A 19,330-nucleotide genomic window follows, 5' to 3' on the forward strand; every position below is an offset into this window, starting at 1 on the left:
CTTTGTGCGGCCTTTATCATTTATTTTGCCCAGCTTTTGGCTTTGGCTGGCGAGTCCACAAGAACTCCTTCGACACCCAGTGTTTTCGCCTTCTGGTAGTCCTCTTCAGAGTTCACGCCGATAAAAATCAAATGGGCATTGCCCTGAGAGCGGAAGCAGTCAACGGCCTCTTTGTCCCACGTTAATGTTGCAGGAGAGACACCTTCACCTAAGGTGAATTTCTCGACTACCTCTACTTTTCGGTTTAACTCAAGCCCATACCAGTAATCGTCCATTTTTTGTGAAGGAGGCAGACATTCGTGGCTCAACGAAATCGTGGCCAGACGCGTGCGAGTCTCGCTGCGTGTGACAAAGCGGGGGATTTCGGCAGGCAATGCTTCCATATAGCGATCTTCGGTTGAATAGACGCGAACGCGGTTCAGGCTGTTGGTCTCTTTCAATACGTTAAGCAGCGTGTTGCCCATGGTCGCTGGATCTGCATCCGGCGATTTGATGTCAATGAAAAATCGCGTATCTGGCCAGGCGGTCAGTACCGACTTCAGCGTCGGTATTGGAGTATTAAGCAGGTTTTCCGGCAGGCCTTTATCTTTCCACTTCACGCTGGCATCCGCCTTTGCCAGTTCTTCAGCGGTATACTGTGACACCTTTCCCTGCAAATTGGTTAACGCCTTCAGGTCGGCTGGTCGATAGAGAACCGGTACGTCATCCCGGCTTAACTGCACGGTTATCCAGACGATATCTGCTTTGTTTTCGAGCGCGAGCTTTATGGCTGGCAGGGTGTTTTCAGGTGCATCCGCGGTACCGCCCCGGTGGGCGACGATTTCTGGATTTGCTGATGCGGCACTCGCCAGAAACAGTAGCGAAACCGATAATATTTTCTTCATGAATGATTGCTCTCCATTTATTGGCTAACCGTATGTAAATAAAGGGTTTGTTCTGGGGGTTTATAACACGTTTTTATGACAACTGTGAGTAAGGAAAATTGCTGACGCATTTTTTGCCTTTTGTTATACTGTATATAAATACATGTGTGGTATGACCGATGCGCAAAATAATCCATGTTGATATGGACTGCTTTTTTGCCGCAGTGGAGATGCGTGACAACCCGGCGCTGCGGGATATTCCCATCGCCATTGGCGGCAGCCGCGTTCAGCGCGGTGTGATAAGCACCGCCAACTATCCTGCGCGCAAATTTGGCGTGCGCAGCGCCATGCCGACGGCGATGGCGCTGAAACTGTGTCCGCACCTCACCCTTTTGCCCGGTCGCTTTGACGCCTATAAAGAAGCCTCAAACCATATTCGGGAAATTTTCTCCCGCTACACCTCACTGATTGAACCGCTATCGCTGGACGAAGCCTATCTGGACGTCACCGATAGCCTGCACTGTCACGGCTCCGCTACCCTGATGGCGCAGGAGATCCGACAGACCATTTTCAACGAGCTGAATCTCACCGCATCGGCAGGCGTCGCGCCGGTAAAATTTCTCGCTAAAATCGCCTCCGATTTAAATAAACCCAACGGCCAGTACGTCATCACCCCTGAAGAGGTTCCGGCGTTTTTAAAAACGCTGCCGCTTGGCAAAATCCCCGGCGTAGGCAAAGTCTCCGCCGCTAAGCTGGAAAGTATGGGGTTACGCACCTGCGAAGATGTGCAGCGAAGCGACCTGGCGATGCTGCTCAAGCGCTTTGGGAAGTTTGGTCGCGTGCTGTGGGAGCGCAGTCAGGGCATCGATGAGCGTAGCGTAAGCAGCGAACGGTTACGTAAATCGGTCGGGGTTGAACGCACGCTGAGCGAAGACATCCATGACTGGTCGGAATGCGAAACCATTATTACGGAACAGCTCTATCCGGAGCTGGAACGACGCCTGAGCAAAGTAAAGCCTGACTTACTGATTGCCCGACAGGGCATCAAACTGAAATTTAACGACTTTCAACAGACAACGCAGGAGCACGTCTGGCCGCGCCTGAACAAGGAGGATCTTATCGCAACGGCGAAAAAGGCGTGGGAAGAACGACGAGGCGGACGAGGGGTGAGGCTGGTGGGACTGCATGTCACATTACTGGACCCGCAGTTAGAACGTCAGTTGGTTTTGGGATTGTAATAGCCCGGTGGCACGAGGTTGTTCACCCTCTCCCTTGAGGGAGAGGGCTGGGGTGAGGGGATTACTTAGCAGGAATCGCCTTCAGCAGTTCCGTCAGCAGCGTCCAGTAATGGCCGACGCTTTCGATATGAACCTGCTCATCAGGAGAGTGCGGACCGGTGATGGTCGGCCCGATGGAAACCATGTCCATATCCGGATACGGTTTCTTGAACAAACCACACTCCAGACCCGCGTGGATCACCTGGATGTTCGGGGTGCTGTTGAACAGACGCTGATAGGTTTCACGCACCAGCGCCATTACCGGAGAACTTGCATCCGGCTGCCAGCCCGGGTAGCTGCCTTTTGCAGACGTTTTCGCGCCCGCCAGCGTACCCAGAGATTCCAGCATGCTCACCACGTACTCTTTACCGCTGTCGATCAGGGAGCGAATCAGGCAGATGATTTCCGCGCTGTCGTCGCTCATGGTCACCACGCCCACGTTAAGGGAGGTTTCCACCACGCCTTTCGCCACGTCAGAATTGCGAATAACGCCGTTTGGCGTCGCATTCAGCAACTGAACGAAAGTGTCACGAGACTGCGCGGTCAGCGCGGCTTTATCCGTAGAAACGGATTCCAGCACCACGGTCAGGTTCTTCTCTTTCGCCGACAGTTCGTTTTTCAGGATATCCAGGTAGACGCTGGAGAGTTTTTTCAGCTCGTCCGCTTTCGCCGCTGGCACCGCCACGGTGGCAAAGGCTTCGCGTGGGATTGCGTTGCGCAGGGTACCGCCGTTGAAGTCCACCAGACGAAGATCCAGCTCGGCCGCGTGGCCCGCCAGGAAGCGCGCCAGCAGCTTGTTGGCATTACCCAGTCCCAGGTGAATATCACCGCCGGAGTGACCGCCTTTCAGCCCTTTCAGCGTCAGCTTGAAAGTCTGGAAGCCTGCAGGAATCGCTTCGCGAGACAGCGGCAGAGTAGAGATGAAATCAATCCCGCCCGCGCAGCCCATGTAGATCTCACCTTCTTCTTCGGAGTCGGTGTTGATCAGGATGTCTGCCTGCAGCCAGTTCGCCTGCAGACCGAACGCGCCGTCCATGCCCGCTTCTTCTGTCATGGTCAGCAGCACTTCCAGCGGACCATGCTCAACGCGGTCGTCGGCCAGCACCGCCAGCGCAGAGGCCATACCGATACCGTTATCCGCGCCCAGCGTGGTGCCACGCGCTTTCACCCAGTCGCCGTCGATGTACGGCTGGATTGGGTCTTTAGTGAAGTCGTGAACGGTGTCGTTGTTTTTCTGCGGCACCATGTCCAGATGCGCCTGCAGCACAACCGGTTTACGGTTTTCCATACCTGCGGTGGCAGGTTTGCGGATCAGAATGTTGCCAACCTGGTCGCGCTCAGCGTGCAGGCCTTTTTCCTTCGCCCAACCCATAATATGTTCGGCAAGCTGTTCTTCATGGTAGGAAGGGTGTGGAATGGAGCAAATTTTGGCAAAAATATCCCACAGCGGCTGCGGAGATAATTGAGACAGTTCAGACACGATAAGTCTCCTTGTCGAGGCGCTGCAAACAGGGTTGCAGGCCACAGGGTTAGCAGGTTAATAGTTACCACAAGACAGGCTTGCGAGATGCAACTGAGAATACCACTTTCTCTGCTGGCGGGTAGCATAAAGCATGTAAAAACTCAGGCAGAGGGCGCTAAACACTGGTTTTTAGTGCGTCAGATCTCTATAATCTCGCGCAACCTATTTCCCCCTCGAACACTTTTTAAGCCGTATAAAAACAGGCTGGGACACTTCACATGAGCGAAAAATACGTCGTCACCTGGGACATGTTGCAGATTCACGCACGCAAACTGGCTGCGCGTCTGATGCCTTCCGAACAGTGGAAAGGCATTATTGCCGTCAGCCGTGGCGGTCTGGTACCGGGGGCGCTGCTGGCACGTGAGCTGGGTATTCGTCATGTCGATACCGTCTGCATCTCCAGCTATGACCATGATAACCAGCGTGAGCTGAAAGTGCTGAAACGCGCTGAAGGCGACGGTGAAGGCTTCATCGTTATCGACGATCTGGTGGACACCGGCGGTACCGCGGTGGCTATCCGCGAAATGTATCCAAAAGCGCACTTCGTGACGATCTTTGCTAAGCCGGCGGGCCGTCCGCTGGTTGACGATTACGTAATTGATATCCCGCAGGATACCTGGATTGAACAGCCGTGGGATATGGGCGTGGTCTTCGTACCGCCTATTTCAGGCCGTTAATTTCAGTACGTAACTTTACACGCCCGGCTATGCCGGGCGTTGTTCTTTTTATCCCGCCACGCGTTACAATGGGCACTATATGACGTATCCATGGAGGCAACGCAATGACGCAGGCGAATCTCACCGAGACTCTTTTCAAACCCCGTTTCAAACACCCTGAAACGTCGACGCTGGTCCGTCGGTTTAATCCGGGTACCATGCCTGCCGTCCAGTCTGCGTTAGACGGTAAAAACGTGCCCCACTGGTACCGCATGATTAACCGCCTGATGTGGATCTGGCGCGGTATAGACCCCCGTGAAATCCTCGACGTGCAGGCGCGTATCGTGATGAGCGAGTCGGAGCGTACCGACAGCGAGCTTTACGATACGGTGGTGGGCTACCGGGGCGGAAACTGGATCTACGAATGGTCTAAACAGGCGATGCTCTGGCAGCAAAAAGCCAGTCAGGAAGAAGATGCCACGCGCAGCGGCAAGCACTGGCTGCATGCAGCCAATCTCTACGCCATCGCCGCCTATCCGCATTTGAAAGGGGATGAGCTGGCCGAGCAGGCTCAGGCGCTGGCGAATCGTGCCTATGAGGAGGCGGCTCAACGCCTGCCGGGTCAGATGCGCGAGCTTGAGTTCGCCGTTCCGGGCGGTGCGCCCGTCACCGGGTTCCTGCACATGCCTGAAGGCGATGGCCCGTTCCCGACCGTGCTGATGTGCGGCGGTCTGGACTCCCTGCAAATTGACTATTACAGCCTGTATGAGCGCTACTTCGCACCAAAAGGGATCGCGATGCTGACGCTCGATATGCCATCCATTGGCTTCTCGTCGAAGTGGAAGTTAACGCAGGATTCCAGCCTGCTGCACCAGCATGCGCTTAAAGCGCTGGAAAATGTTCCGTGGGTTGACCACACCCGCGTGGCGGCATTCGGCTTCCGTTTTGGGGCCAACGTCGCGGTGCGTCTGGCTTATCTTGAATCTTCGCGGCTGAAGGCCGTCGCCTGCCTGGGCCCGGTGGTTCACGCCCTGCTCAGCGATCCTGCCCGTCAGGGGAGCGTGCCGGAGATGTACCTTGACGTGCTGGCCAGTCGCCTTGGCATGCATGATGCATCAGACGAAGCGCTGCGTGTCGAACTTAATCGTTACTCGTTAAAAACGCAGGGGCTGCTGGGCCGCCGCTGCCCGACGCCGATGCTTTCCGGTTTCTGGAAAAACGATCCGTTCAGCCCTGAAGAAGAGTCACGCTTAATCACTTCGTCATCTGCGGATGGCAAATTGCTTGAGGTGCCGTTCAGCCCGGTGTATCAGAATTTTGACAAAGCCTTGAAAGAGATCACGCGCTGGATCGCCCAGAGAGTGTGTTAATAGATTGCTAAATTTCGCTGGTTTGGTAAAACAGTGGCTTCACAAAAGGAGATCGCAATGACGTTACCGAGTGGACACCCGAAAAGTAGGCTGATTAAGAAATTTATGGCTCTCGGCCCGTATATTCGAGAAGAGCAGTGTGAAGAGAATCGCTTTTTTTTCGACTGCCTGGCTGTTTGCGTCAACGTGAAGCCTGCGCCCGAAAAACGTGAATTCTGGGGCTGGTGGATGGAAATGGAAGCAGAGGAGAAGCGTTTTACGTATAGCTACCAGTTTGGCCTGTTTAATAAAGACGGCAACTGGCAGGCGACCACCATTAAAGATCAGGAAGTGATCGATCGCCTGGAATATACCCTGAAAGAGTTCCACGACAAAGCGAGCGCACTGCTGGCCACCCTGGACCTTAAATTCGAGCCAGCGGATGACTTTTCCAGCGAAGCGGTGAAGCTGACCGCGTAATGGTTTTCTCCCTCTTCCTGTGGAAGAGGGCCGGGGTGAGGGCATCAGACCGCATTTATCTCGGGCAAAAAAATCCCGGCTTATATGCCGGGATTATCTTATTTGGATAATCTTAGAACTGGTACGTCACGCCCAGCGCAACGATATCATCGCTGCTTACGCCCAGTTTATTATCGTCGTCAATCTGGTTGATTTTATAATCAACAAACGCGGACATATTCTTGTTGAAGTAATAGGTCGCGCCAACATCAATGTATTTCACCAGATCTTCATCACCAATACCTTCGATATCTTTGCCTTTAGACTGGACATAACCCAGCGACGGGCGCAGACCAAAATCGAACTGATATTGCGCAACAACTTCAAAGTGTTGTGCTTTATTTGCAAAGCCGCCTGAAATTGGCGTCATATTGCGGGTTTCAGAATACATCGCTGCCAGATAAATATCGTTCGCGTCGTATTTCAGACCGGTAGCCCAGGCCTCTGCTTTCTGCCCCTGGCCGCGCGCCAGCAAGTTCTGCGCGTTGGTGCGGTCAGAGTTGGTGTACGCGCCGCTGACCGCGAAATCGCTGCCGCCGAAGTCATAGGTCAGAGACGTACCGAAACCGTCACCGTTCTGTTTCTTGGCGTCACGGTTTTCGTTTTTACCCTGGTACTGAAGCGTCATGTCCAGGCCGTCAATCGCACCGAAGAAATCCGTGTTACGGTAGGTGGCAAGACCGGACGCACGCTTGGTCATAAAGTTGTCGGTCTGCGCGGAAGAGTCGCCGCCGAACTCCGGGAACATATCGGTCCACGCTTCGACGTCGTACAGGGCACCCAGGTTACGACCGTAGTCCAGAGAGCCAAAGTCTTTCACTTTCAGACCAGCAAACGCCAGGCGTGTTTTCTGCGAGGAGTCGCTTTCCGCTTTATTACCGGCAAATTCTGCTTCCCAGCGGCCATAGCCCGTCAGTTGATCGTTAATCTGGGTTTCGCCTTTAAAACCGAAACGAACGTACGTCTGGTCACCATCTTTGGTGTCATCATCACTGATATAGTGCATAGCTTTCACTTTGCCGTACACGTCCAGTTTATTACCGTTTTTATTATAAACTTCTGCTGCGTGAACAGATGCGGAAGCCACCACGCCCATAACCACTAATGCCAGAGTGCTCTTTTTCATTTTCGATCCTGTCTTATAAACGCGCTTAAAAAATTCGCTGGACGATAAGCTCATGCTTAAGTCCCGTGAAAAAACAGGAAGGGTTTTATCGTTCTGGAATGAAACTTTTATGACAAACTAAGAATAATTTTAAAAAACTGTGATTTATTATTACGGTAATAAATTTGTCAAATTCTGCCGCTACGCTTCCTGAGCCCGCGCAACAAAGTGCCTGGTGATGCACTAAGGCAGTTGGCAACCGGGCTGACTCCTGTTAAAACGTTCGTTCGACATTACTTTCCCTTATCGTTGAACGGCAGAGAATCATGAGTGACAGCCAGACGCTGGTGGTAAAACTCGGTACCAGTGTGTTAACAGGCGGATCGCGCCGCCTAAATCGCGCCCACATTGTTGAGCTTGTACGTCAGTGCGCTCAGCTGCATGCCGCAGGGCACCGTATTGTGATTGTGACCTCCGGGGCGATTGCCGCCGGGCGTGAACACCTGGGTTACCCCGAACTCCCCGCGACGATCGCCTCTAAGCAGTTGCTGGCCGCCGTGGGACAAAGCCGACTCATTCAACTCTGGGAACAGCTGTTCTCTATCTACGGTATTCACGTCGGGCAGATGCTGCTGACGCGTGCGGATATGGAAGACCGGGAGCGTTTCCTTAACGCACGCGATACGCTGCGCGCGCTGCTGGACAACAACATTGTTCCCGTTATCAACGAAAACGATGCCGTTGCCACCGCTGAAATTAAAGTGGGCGATAACGATAACCTCTCTGCGCTGGCCGCCATTCTGGCCGGTGCCGATAAATTGCTGCTGCTGACCGATCAGCAGGGGCTATTTACCGCCGACCCGCGCTCCAACCCGGATGCTGAACTGATCGCCGACGTTCACGGCATCGACGATGCCCTGCGCGCCATTGCCGGTGACAGCGTTTCAGGCCTGGGTACGGGTGGCATGGGCACTAAGCTGCAGGCCGCTGACGTGGCCTGTCGTGCCGGTATCGACACTATTATTGCTGCGGGCAGCCGCCCTGGCGTGATTGGCGATGTGATGGAAGGCATTTCCGTCGGCACCCGCTTCCATGCCCAGGAATCCCCGCTGGAAAACCGCAAGCGCTGGATATTTGGTGCGCCTCCCGCTGGCGAACTCGTCGTCGATGAAGGGGCAACCGCTGCGATTCTGGAACGAGGGAGTTCATTGCTTCCTAAAGGAATTAAAAGCGTGACAGGCAACTTCTCCCGTGGTGAAGTGATCCGCATCCGTAACCTTGAAGGTCGCGACATCGCCCACGGCGTAAGCCGCTATAACAGCGATGCCCTGCGCCGCATTGCGGGCCACCACTCGCAGCAGATCGACGCCATTCTGGGCTATGAATATGGCCCGGTTGCCGTGCATCGCGATGACATGATTATTCGTTAAGGAGCCAGAACATGCTGGAACAAATGGGCGCAGCCGCGAAGGCCGCCTCTTACAAACTGGCGCTCCTTTCCAGCCGTGAGAAAAACCGCGTGCTGGAAAAAATCGCTGATTATCTGGAATCACAGTCCCAGGAAATTTTGCTCGCCAACGAGCAGGATTTACTGGAAGCGCGTCGCAACGGTCTGAGCGAAGCGATGCTCGACCGCCTGGCGTTGACCCCGGCCCGCCTGAAGGGCATCGCCGACGATGTTCGTCAGGTTTGTAATCTTGCCGACCCGGTAGGGCAGGTGATTGACGGTGGGCTGCTCGACAGCGGTTTACGTCTGGAGCGCCGACGCGTGCCGCTCGGCGTCATCGGCGTGATTTATGAAGCCCGTCCAAACGTGACGGTTGACGTCGCTTCCCTGTGCCTGAAAACCGGTAACGCCGCCATTCTGCGCGGCGGGAAAGAGACCTGGCGCACCAATGCCGCGACGGTAAAGGTCATCCAGCAGGCGCTGGAAGAGTGCGGCTTGCCGGCGGGTGCCGTGCAGGCGATAGAAAGTCCTGACCGCGCGCTGGTCAACGAAATGCTGCGCATGGACAAATACATCGACATGCTGATCCCACGCGGTGGCGCGGGCCTGCACAAGCTGTGCCGCGAGCAGTCGACCATTCCGGTGATCACCGGCGGCATCGGCGTATGCCATATCGTGGTCGACGACAGCGCTGAAATTGAACCGGCGCTGAAGATTATCGTGAACGCGAAAACCCAGCGTCCAAGCACCTGTAATACGGTGGAAACGCTGCTGGTGCACCAGGATATCGCAAACACCTTCCTGCCGGCCCTGAGCAAGCAGATGGCGGAGAGCGGCGTGACGCTGCATGCTGACGCCAACGCGCTCGCACTGCTTCAGAATGGCCCGGCTAACGTGGTTCCCGTAAAAGCGGAGCAGTACGACGACGAGTTCCTGTCACTGGATCTGAACGTGAAAATCGTGAGCGATCTCGACGATGCCATTGCGCACATCCGTGAACACGGCACCCAGCACTCGGACGCCATTCTGACGCGGACGCTGCGCAATGCCGATCGCTTCGTGAACGAAGTGGACTCATCCGCTGTGTATGTGAATGCCTCCACCCGCTTCACCGACGGTGGACAGTTTGGGTTGGGCGCAGAAGTGGCGGTCAGCACGCAGAAACTGCACGCGCGCGGTCCGATGGGACTGGAAGCGCTGACCACCTACAAGTGGATCGGCTTCGGTGACGATACGATTCGTGCGTAAATAATCACGGGTGATGCAAAAATAGCCGTTTGATTCAAAAGGGCATTGACGCATCACCCGGATAGATCTAACCTTTTGCCCCGTGGTTACACTCGTAACCGGCCTCTCAGGGCCGATATAGCTCAGTTGGTAGAGCAGCGCATTCGTAATGCGAAGGTCGTAGGTTCGACTCCTATTATCGGCACCATTTCAAACTCTTCCCAAGTCTACCGAAATCAACTAAAAGCCCGTATACTGCGGTTTCTAGCCCGTATTTTATCTCCTGTTATCAACTGGACTCAACCGAAATCAAGTCGCAGTTGGGGGCATAAGTGGGGGCATTCTGTGTTCGGTCCAGGGAGATGCCCCCAATGAAGCTTAATGCACGACAGGTAGATGCTGCTAAACCCAGAGAGAAAGCCTACAAGCTAGCAGATGGTGCAGGCTTGTATCTCGAAGTTGTTCCTTCTGGTTCTCGATACTGGCGGATGAAATATCGCTTCAATGGAAAAGAGAAGCGTATGGCTTTTGGTGTCTATCCGGCAGTGTCCCTTGCACAAGCGAGGGCACTACGTGATGAAGCCAAGAAAAAGCTGGCCGAAGGTATCGATCCATCGTTTGCCAAGAAAGAAGAAAAGTTGGTTCGCGATGTGCAGCTCAATAATACGTTTCAGGCTGTGGCACTTGAATGGCACGGAACGAAGGTGAGTCGATGGTCAGAAGGTTATGCCTCCGACATTATCGAAGCTTTCAAAAAAGATATTTTCCCCTATATCGGCCAGCAACCGGTGAATGAAATCAAACCTTTGGTTCTACTGAATGTGCTGCGTCGAATGGAAAGCCGTGGTGCGACAGAGAAGGCCAAGAAGGTTCGACAGCGCTGCAGCGAAGTCTTCCGTTACGCCATCGTGACTGGTCGTGCGGAATATAACCCTGCAGCGGATCTAACCAGTGTGATGTCAGGGCATGAATCGAAACATTACCCCTTCCTTACCGTTGAGGAGTTACCAGACTTCTTTAAAGCCCTATCCAGCTATACAGGGAGCCCGCTAGTTGTTCTTGCCGCTCGGCTGCTAATCCTTACGGGAGTTCGCACCGGCGAGCTCCGAGGTGCTTTCTGGAGTGAGTTTGATCTTGAAAAAGCGGTGTGGGAAATCCCTGCAGAGCGTATGAAGATGAAACGGCCGCACCTTGTCCCCCTCTCTACCCAAGCGTTAGAAATCGTACAGCAACTCAAAGTAATGTCCGGGCAATATCCGTTGGTTTTCCCAGGGCGCAATGATCCACGTAAAACGATGAGTGAAGCGAGTATTAATCAGGTATTCAAACGGATTGGGTATACTGGGAAGGTAACGGGGCATGGTTTCCGTCACACGATGAGTACTATATTGCATGAGGAAGGATTCAATACGGCATGGATTGAGACCCAGCTTGCTCATGTAGATAAGAATGCGATTCGCGGGACGTATAACCATGCTCAATATCTAGAGGGGAGAAGGGATATGATGCAGTGGTATGCTGATTTTATTGATAATTTTGGAAAATGCAGTGTCAATATTGCCTGCTGATTGCTCTTGTTGACCTAACACTTGTATGGAAGTGAAAGAATAAAAAATCAAGCAGAGCTCCTCCAAGATGGAGGAGCCTACATAAGGGTTACCATTTTTTTAGAGAAACAATGGTGATTTTTTGATTGGGAATGATGAATCATTTTTTTCTTGAGCTAGAGATACTATTGCTGGGTGTGTTTATTTTAAAATCTAGTTTTTTTAAATAAAAAATAAATTTTTATTGGTTTTTTATTCTTTTTTTGTTTGTTTATCTAGTTTAATGCCCTGTTTTTTTAGTCTAAGAGTATCATCCTTCTATCATCGAACCAGAAGCAATACTCGCTTACTCGCGAACGCATCATCTCGTATCATCTTTTTTAAAAGTTATTATTATGTTACGGCATCAATGGGTAGTGCATAAAGCACGTGAAATGGCATTGCATTATGTTTCTCACGCCGGGGTAGTGTATTCCCCGGAAGTGTTTATAAAAAAGTCAGTGAAATGGAGCGCGTATTTACCCTCCTTTTACTCGCGGAACAAGATGGCAAATAAATTTTTTGTGTGCTCAAGTCGTCCGGCAACATCATGACCGCTAGTATGCCCAAACCGGACTTTGTTCGGTTTTTATGGCTATTGTTTACAGGCTAATTAGCGGAGGGGGAGCTGAATATTGGAGCTACTTCCGAAGTTGCCGTACCCCTATTAAGTGACGCTAACTACAGAACGAGCCACGTTTGCTTCATACCACTGATAGAAATGAGATGCCGACATTGGTCTTGCATAATGATATCCCTGAACGTAAGGCACCTGATTTTTCGTTAGCCATTCGACCTGATGTTGTGTGCTCACGCCTTCTGCAATAGTGGTAAAGCCAAGGCGTTTACTCAGGCCGACAATAGCGTCCAGTACCGGGGTATCCTCCCCGGCTGAGGTCAGAGTATCGATGAAGCTTTTGTCAATTTTCAGATAATCAACTGGCAACTTCTTAAGTAGACTTAACGAGCAGTAACCCGTGCCAAAGTCATCGACCGCCACCCGGCACCCTTTCTGGCGAAGTTCTTCCATTTTAGCTGAAGCTGTTGAGGAGTCTTCAACCAGACTACGCTCGGTAATTTCAAGTACAAGACAGAGTGAGGCATCAAGTAACATCCTCAACTGCAATATATCAGTCGTAAATGACCTGTCCATTATGTGATCCGCTGCAATATTTACTCCCAAGTGGAAGGGGGCTGAAACTTCCCAGTTACTGACGTCGCTCGCAATCAGGCCGAAAAGATGTTGTGTAAGGCTAATAATGAGGCCTTCTTCTTCCGCCGCACAGATGAATACCGCGGGTGAAATGGTGCTGCCATCGCCACGCTGCCAGCGCATCAAGGCCTCAGCGCCAGAGCACTTTCCTGATGATGTTTCGCATACGGGCTGATAATGTACCGAGAATTCTCCATCCGCCATACCTTTCCTGATTTCATCCGCCAGAGACATTTTTCTTGCTTGCCAGCGGCGACACAAATACAACATAACCAGCGTCAGTAAAAGAGACAGCGGCCCAAGAAAGATCATGTTTCGTAGTATGTAGTGGTTAAGTGCCAGCAGGGGGGTCTTAATCTGCAGGCGGGCCTGGCTATAGTCAGAACGGAATTCTGTATGAAAACCAGCTTTATGCGGATAGATATTGCCCTGACTGGTGATGACTGGACCATCGCTGAACTGCAGCTGAAGCATGGCATGATTTTCATCATCCAGCGAAAGCATTAGGTCAGTTAAATAGCGTGCGTCCACCACGCTGAACGCAGTCACGTTGCTATCGGCGCGGGAGGCATAGATTATGGCCTCATGTCCGGGGACACTACTGGTACCTTCTGTTGCGATTATCTTAAAACTGCCTTTAGGCGCTGAGATGGGGAAACCATAAACATTTGTGGCATTGTATTGTCTGGCGCCGGTTACAGAGGAACAGACCAGAATATCATCGCGGATAAGTCCGATGCTGCGTATATATGGTGTATACGCAGCAGTCTCAGCCAATTTCTGAAAAATACCTTCGCATGGCTGAGAGGCAAGCTTTACTGTGCTGTTGGTCGCATTGAGGGCAATGGTTGTCACATGGTCAATCTGGCCAATGAGTACGTCCGCCGTTAAAGCTATATTTCTTTTTAGCTGAAGAACGGCCATCCCTGAAGACAGAAGAGTGACTAGCAGAGCAGGAGCGAGAATGCAGACAGCCAAAGCGCTTTTACTCATTTTCATCATAAGATCCATTGCATGGTTTCAGGAATACTTAATCACAGAATTTCCCAGTGGCTTTACCTCATGCCCTGGATCGTACCACGTAAAACATGTGCTCGTAGAATGAGTGATAATCCCGCATAAATTATCATTCAGCAGCACAAATGAGATAAGCAGTATTGAGAGACTTAACGAGTATCAGATTATTTTTCAAGCGCCGTATTTCTATCTGAAAATCGATGCCCGGGAGCTGAGGCAAGATGTCTGCCTGCCAAATATCGTCTGGGGTAGTGTCGCTGAGATGTTTGACCACTTTTCCGATCGTTACCTGTTTAGACTCATTTATCTCATGTGAAGCCATAGAGAAAAAAACAGTCCTTGATAGCAGGTAATTTTTTTCATTAGTTTTTATCTTGCCAATAAATTCGAAAAAGCCTTCGCTGTCATTTTTCAAGAATAGAGTGAGACGACCATCGAAAAGAGTTGAGTCATGATCCTTTTCTATCACTGTTTTGTAATGAGACATGCATTTGAAAGGTTCAATTGCATGCAGATTGAACGAAAAGAACTGTAAGATAAGTATCAAATTCAGGGCGATAAGTTTTTTTTTCATTTTGACGTATTTCTTTGGCTTTTGATGTTAAAGCAGGAGTCGTAACGATTGTTGTTAACCTTGATGCAAAGGGATATTAGGTCTGCTCGCACTATATTTTTACCAATGCGGTCTTCATGATAAAACACATCGCTGGGGATTTTTTTACAATCCACTGCTTCCTGCTTTAATATAACACTTATGGTTTCAACAAAATCATCAACCAGAGGCGTTTTATCCAGTACATAGAGCTCGCATTGCTCTATTCTGGCGATTTTTTTAAAATCATAACTTTTCTGACGATTAATCATTAACATGGTGAAGCCAATAACCACAATAAAAAGGATGAAACCTGATAAAGCGTACAATTTCTTTCTATGTGGTGAAACATCAACGTTCGAAGCCGGTAAAATTTCTATACTGGCCTCTTCACTTTCATCAATATCTTTCAACGTTAAAGGTTTTTCAAGAAATTGACTTCCTTCTGGCGTATCCATGACAGCATCAAGAAGATCAATCTCAGCTTCAAATTTGAATCCCAACTTAGGAAGGGTGGTAATAAGTTCTTGATGACAACCTAATGCCGCAAAAGCCTTACGCAGTTCGCTGATATAATTATTTAAACCTGCATTCGAAGCAGAGTAGCCATAGGCAAGCCATACCCTCTCCAATAAATCATCTCGGGAAATACTAACGCCGTTTGACTGGATAAACTCCAGAAGAAGACGTGTGGCAGGCTTCGTCACTCGGGTAACTATTTGGTTGTTTTCATATAGGTAAGCTATTCGTTTGTCCGTATCGAAAACAACAAATTTATTTATTATATATTTCATTTTTATAAATTTTACCGTTGGGTTTGGAACTCTGGCATGTTGGTATCCTATCTCAGACCATGAACTTTTCAAGAAAAATCTCAAACCTGACGTAAACCACAATGCGGTTGGTGTGTTTTTATTTTTTTTATATGATTTAAAATTCTAAAAGTATCGAGATTGCAATAATTTTTAGTGTATAAAAATAATTATTTGATTTTTTATAGTTGATTATATCGTATAAACTAAATTATCTAGTTTATTTGGCTTTTTTGGTTTGGTGGAGGGTATCATTCTCACATCGCCAAAACAGGGTAAGCAAAGCACTCCTCACCGGCGTAAATACAAGAGCAAATACAGAGCGGATGTTATCTCAGGGCTCTTTTCAAATTTAAAATATATATGGATTAACACGATGAAACTGAACAAAATCATGCTGGCAGCTGCAATCACTTTGGGTGGTATCTCTATGGCTAACGCAGCCAACCAAGGCTCCGGCACCGTTACCTTTAAAGGTTCGATCACCGATGCCCCGTGCTCTATTGAACCAGGTAGCTTGGATCAAACGGTTAAGCTGGGCGATATCGCTTCAAGCCAACTGAAAAATGGCGGGAAATCTACCCCTCAGGATATCCTGATCAAGCTGGTAGGCTGTGATATTTCTACCGCTAAAAGTGTCACTGCGACCTTCACCGGTACCGAATCTGAAGCGGCCCCGGGCCTGCTGGCGATGAAAGGTACTGCACGTGGTGCAAGCATCGCTATTAACGACCTGGACGGCAAACTGCTGCCGCTGGCCCAAGCCAGTAAATCTCAGAAAGTTGAGGATGGTCAGGCAACCCTTCGCTTCAGTGCACACCTCCAGGGTGACGGCGCGTCTTCTGCCATCGTTCCAGGCGAATTCAACTCTGTGGCTGACTTCACCCTGGCTTACCAGTAATCCCGTGACGATTATTTCGCATGGTTAATCGCATGCGGGGCAACCCGCATGCTGTTTGTTAACGTGTTTAATTATCGTGACTCGGAGAAAAGGTATGCGTCTGTTAAAGGGTAAATGGATTTTACCGAGCATTATAGCCGCTCAGATTGTGCTGTATTCGCATCCGGTATTGTCTGCCAATCAGGGACGCGGTGAAGTGACCATGAATGGCCGGATTATCGCTTCGGCCTGTGCGATTGATACCGAAAGCGTCGATCAAACTATTAAAATGGAAACATTGCCCATAAGCCAGGTAATACGTGATGGTCAAAGTGAACGGCAAGCTTTCAGTATTAAATTAGTGAGTTGTGTGTTGGAGAAATTTAATCCAGCGCTGGAAGACTGGCGCTATTTCGAAGTGACCTTTGATGGCAGAGAAGATGCTGGTTATTTTGGCCTCGATGGCAGTGCAAAAGGGATAGCGCTGCAAATTTCCGACGAAAAAGGAAATATTGCCGTGCCAGGCACTCCAATGACTAAAGGGGCAATCCATCCTGGTGAGATGATATTTAATTATGGTCTTCGACTAGTGGGGAATCGTCAGGTATTAAAAGCAGGTGAATACGCATCTACCGTACGGTTCAAAATGGACTATTACTGATCACTTTTAAATAGTGTCTGTGGATTTAAAAAAACTGTCGATAAGGGTCTGCGGATGTCAACTACTCCGTCATATGGCTTTATAGGAATGGTACAACCAAAATTTTTTGGTGTTCTAATTTCTTTAGCTCTGTCTTTCCAGACTAATGGAGTCAATGCTAGCAATATTGAATTTAATATTGACGTGCTGGACGTAAAGGATCGCGCCAATATTGATCTGGAGCAGTTTTCTCGCGGCAATTTTATCATGCCCGGAGATTATATTTTTTCCGTGCACGTAAATAAACAAACATTAACCGATAGGTCGGTGGCATTTTATCCGCCGGACGACGATCCGAAAGGTAGTGAAGCATGTATTACGCCTGAACTGGCTGAGCAGTTGGGACTGAAAGAAAGTGCCTTACAAAAATTGACCTGGTGGCATGAAAACCAGTGTCTGGATCCCCACAGCCTAGAGGGGATGGAAGTGCGCGGCGATCTGGGCGCTGCGGCGCTGTATATAAATATTCCGCAGGCGTATCTGGAATATACCGCAGAAAACTGGGATCCACCATCGCGCTGGGATGAGGGGATCCCAGGGGTATTATTCGACTACAACCTCAATGCGCAAGGTCAGCGACAGCAAAAACAGGGAACGCAAAGTTACAATCTCAGCGGCAACGGTACGCTGGGCGGCAACCTGGGGGCATGGCGCCTGCGGGCAGACTGGCAGTCACGTCTGGCTCATCAGAGCGGCTCGGGCGCGCCGACAGACTCCAGCTGGGACTGGAGCCGTTACTACGCCTATCGTGCGCTACCGAAGTTGGGGGCCAGGCTGACAATGGGCGAAGACTACCTGAACTCGGATATCTTCGACAGCTTCCGCTACACCGGTGCAAGCTTGGTGACTGACGACAATATGCTGCCGCCCAACCTGCGCGGCTATGCGCCTGAAGTGACGGGTATTGCTCGTAGCAACGCCAAAGTGATTGTCCGTCAGCAGGGGCGTGTGCTGTATGAAACGCAGGTGGCGGCGGGCCCGTTTCGTATTCAGGACATAAACGACGCAGTCAGCGGTCAGTTGGACGTTCGGGTGGAAGAGCAAGACGGCAGTGTGCAGGAGTTCACAATGGACACGGCCAGTATTCCTTACCTGACTCGTCCCGGTTCCGTTCGCTACAAGCTGGCGGCTGGCCGACCTGCGGACTGGGAACATCACGTCAATGGGCCAATGTTCGGCACTGGTGAATTCTCTTGGGGGGTCAGTAATGGCTGGTCACTTTACGGTGGTGGCGTAGCGGGCGGTGATTACAACGCCCTGGCGCTGGGGATTGGCCGTGATTTGATGATGTTTGGCGCATTATCGTTCGATGCTACCCAGTCGCGTGCGCAACTACCGCAACAGGGGACCCTGAGCGGCGGTTCATATCGGTTGAGCTATTCCAAACGCTTTGATGACTACAACAGTCAGGTGACATTCGCCGGCTACCGCTTCTCGGAGCGCAACTATATGTCAATGGGCGAATACTTGGATGCACTCCGTGACGGAACGCGAACCGACAGCAGTAAGGAGATGTATACCATCACCTTTAACCAGCAGTTCCGGGATTTAGGGTTGAGCGCGTATCTCAACTACAACCACCAGACCTACTGGGACCGACCGGCAAATGACCGTTATAACCTGACGTTGTCACGCTATTTCAATCTGGGGCGTTTCCGGAATATCAGTCTTTCGCTGACCGGCTATCGCAATAAATATAACGGCACTAACGACGATGGCATGTACCTGTCGCTATCACTGCCGTGGGGAAGTAATGGCTCACTGAGCTACAGCGGCAGTTACAGCCACAACGATAGCAGCCATCAGGTGGGATATTACGACCGGCTTAATGAGCGTGATACCTATCAGGTAAGCGCCGGTACCACACGCAGCGGTTCTACTGCCAGCGGTTATTACAGCCACAGTGGCGATATCAGCATGGTGAGCGCCAGCGCCAGCTACCAGGCCGGACAGTACAGCTCGCTGGGCTTGTCGATGCAGGGGGGGATGACGGCAACGCTGAAAGGCGCAGCACTACACCGCAACAGCATGAGTGGTGGTACCCGCATGCTGCTGGATACTGATGGTGTGCCGGGGATTCCAATACGCGGTTACAGTACACCTACCCTGAGTAACGCTTTCGGTAAAGCCGTAGTGGTAGATGTGGGCAGTTATTACCGCAACCAGTTCAGTGTTGATCTGAACACGCTGCCGGAAAACGCAGAAGTCAGCCAGAGCGTGACGCAGGCCACGCTGACTGAAGGTGCCATCGGCTACCGCCACTTCGATGTGATCGCCGGTGAGAAGGCGATGGCGGTGGTAAGACTGGCAGACGGCTCTGTGCCGCCATTTGGTGCCACGGTGCGCAACGATAAAGGACAGGAAGTTGGCATTATCAATGACAACGGTGAAGTGTACCTGAGTGGCATTAATGCTGGTGAAGGGATGAGGGTGAGCTGGGGCGGTACAGAGCAATGCAGTATCACTCTGCCGCAGACACTGTCGTCGGGCCAAATGGCCAACTTATTACTGCCTTGCGGCCCCGTAGCCACAGGCAAGTCTTAATGAACTTTTGAACGAGTAGAG

General features: G+C 50.9%; 16 protein-coding genes and 1 tRNA gene. 11 read left to right on the top strand and 6 right to left on the bottom strand.

The window, feature by feature from the left end; translation table 11 throughout:
• Window positions 1-20: 20 nt before the first annotated feature.
• Window positions 21-884: a glycerophosphodiester phosphodiesterase family protein gene (locus V1603_RS07750; protein WP_395313716.1), complete on the bottom strand. Its 864-nt coding sequence runs from the start codon at window positions 882-884 to the stop codon at window positions 21-23.
• Window positions 885-1,042: 158 nt separating this feature from the next.
• On the opposite strand from V1603_RS07750, the gene dinB reads away from it, so the two are divergent.
• Window positions 1,043-2,101, top strand: coding sequence for a DNA polymerase IV (dinB, locus tag V1603_RS07755; RefSeq protein WP_116341719.1), 1,059 nt, complete (start codon window positions 1,043-1,045; stop codon window positions 2,099-2,101).
• Between the two features lie 61 nt (window positions 2,102-2,162).
• Here dinB and pepD read toward each other — a convergent pair whose 3' ends face one another.
• Window positions 2,163-3,620: a cytosol nonspecific dipeptidase gene (gene pepD, locus V1603_RS07760; protein ID WP_116341717.1), complete on the bottom strand. Its 1,458-nt coding sequence runs from the start codon at window positions 3,618-3,620 to the stop codon at window positions 2,163-2,165.
• Between the two features lie 260 nt (window positions 3,621-3,880).
• Between pepD and gpt the strand changes: the two genes are divergently transcribed.
• The 3 genes from gpt to crl all read left to right on the top strand — a co-directional run bounded on the left by gpt (window position 3,881) and on the right by crl (window position 6,147).
• Entirely contained in the window at window positions 3,881-4,339 is a 459-nt protein-coding gene (gene gpt, locus V1603_RS07765) for a xanthine phosphoribosyltransferase (protein ID WP_003863205.1), read from the top strand.
• A gap of 104 nt (window positions 4,340-4,443) precedes the next feature.
• The gene (gene frsA / locus V1603_RS07770) at window positions 4,444-5,688 is read left to right on the top strand and encodes an esterase FrsA (protein WP_028012084.1); all 1,245 of its coding nucleotides are present in this window, start codon (window positions 4,444-4,446) and stop codon (window positions 5,686-5,688) included.
• Window positions 5,689-5,745: 57 nt separating this feature from the next.
• Window positions 5,746-6,147: a sigma factor-binding protein Crl gene (gene crl, locus V1603_RS07775; RefSeq protein ID WP_008500249.1), complete on the top strand. Its 402-nt coding sequence runs from the start codon at window positions 5,746-5,748 to the stop codon at window positions 6,145-6,147.
• A gap of 112 nt (window positions 6,148-6,259) precedes the next feature.
• Here crl and phoE read toward each other — a convergent pair whose 3' ends face one another.
• Window positions 6,260-7,312, bottom strand: a complete 1,053-nt coding sequence (phoE, locus tag V1603_RS07780) for a phosphoporin PhoE (RefSeq protein WP_116341713.1) — start codon at window positions 7,310-7,312, stop codon at window positions 6,260-6,262.
• Between the two features lie 305 nt (window positions 7,313-7,617).
• Between phoE and proB the strand changes: the two genes are divergently transcribed.
• From proB to V1603_RS07800, 4 genes are all read left to right on the top strand, one after another.
• Window positions 7,618-8,721: a glutamate 5-kinase gene (proB, locus tag V1603_RS07785; protein ID WP_116341711.1), complete on the top strand. Its 1,104-nt coding sequence runs from the start codon at window positions 7,618-7,620 to the stop codon at window positions 8,719-8,721.
• A gap of 11 nt (window positions 8,722-8,732) precedes the next feature.
• Complete coding sequence (gene proA / locus V1603_RS07790; protein WP_116341709.1) at window positions 8,733-9,986, top strand: glutamate-5-semialdehyde dehydrogenase; 1,254 nt, start codon at window positions 8,733-8,735, stop codon at window positions 9,984-9,986.
• A gap of 111 nt (window positions 9,987-10,097) precedes the next feature.
• Window positions 10,098-10,173 (top strand) — tRNA-Thr (locus V1603_RS07795).
• 163 nt (window positions 10,174-10,336) lie between these two features.
• Window positions 10,337-11,533, top strand: coding sequence for a tyrosine-type recombinase/integrase (locus V1603_RS07800; protein WP_395313717.1), 1,197 nt, complete (start codon window positions 10,337-10,339; stop codon window positions 11,531-11,533).
• 685 nt (window positions 11,534-12,218) lie between these two features.
• Here V1603_RS07800 and V1603_RS07805 read toward each other — a convergent pair.
• The 3 genes from V1603_RS07805 to V1603_RS07815 form a co-directional block, all read right to left on the bottom strand.
• Window positions 12,219-13,775 (bottom strand): EAL domain-containing protein, encoded by a 1,557-nt coding sequence (locus tag V1603_RS07805; protein ID WP_395313718.1) that lies wholly within the window; start codon window positions 13,773-13,775, stop codon window positions 12,219-12,221.
• 115 nt (window positions 13,776-13,890) lie between these two features.
• Complete coding sequence (locus V1603_RS07810; protein WP_395313719.1) at window positions 13,891-14,355, bottom strand: hypothetical protein; 465 nt, start codon at window positions 14,353-14,355, stop codon at window positions 13,891-13,893.
• Complete coding sequence (locus tag V1603_RS07815) at window positions 14,352-15,239, bottom strand: transcriptional regulator (protein WP_395313720.1); 888 nt, start codon at window positions 15,237-15,239, stop codon at window positions 14,352-14,354. The genes V1603_RS07810 and V1603_RS07815 overlap by 4 nt, the downstream gene beginning before the upstream one ends.
• Before the next feature lie 322 nt (window positions 15,240-15,561).
• Here V1603_RS07815 and V1603_RS07820 point away from each other — a divergent pair, with 322 nt between their 5' ends.
• From V1603_RS07820 to V1603_RS07830, 3 genes are all read left to right on the top strand, one after another.
• Complete coding sequence (locus tag V1603_RS07820) at window positions 15,562-16,086, top strand: fimbrial protein (RefSeq protein ID WP_395313721.1); 525 nt, start codon at window positions 15,562-15,564, stop codon at window positions 16,084-16,086.
• A gap of 94 nt (window positions 16,087-16,180) precedes the next feature.
• Window positions 16,181-16,726, top strand: a complete 546-nt coding sequence (locus tag V1603_RS07825) for a fimbrial protein (protein ID WP_395313722.1) — start codon at window positions 16,181-16,183, stop codon at window positions 16,724-16,726.
• Window positions 16,727-16,780: 54 nt separating this feature from the next.
• Window positions 16,781-19,309 carry an outer membrane usher protein gene (locus tag V1603_RS07830; RefSeq protein WP_395313723.1) on the top strand — a complete coding sequence of 843 codons (2,529 nt, stop codon included), beginning with the start codon at window positions 16,781-16,783 and terminating at the stop codon, window positions 19,307-19,309.
• Window positions 19,310-19,330 lie beyond the last annotated feature (21 nt).

Origin of the sequence: Enterobacter sp. ECC-219 (genome assembly GCF_043966805.1) — a bacterium.
GTDB lineage: Bacteria > Pseudomonadota > Gammaproteobacteria > Enterobacterales > Enterobacteriaceae > Enterobacter > Enterobacter cloacae_N.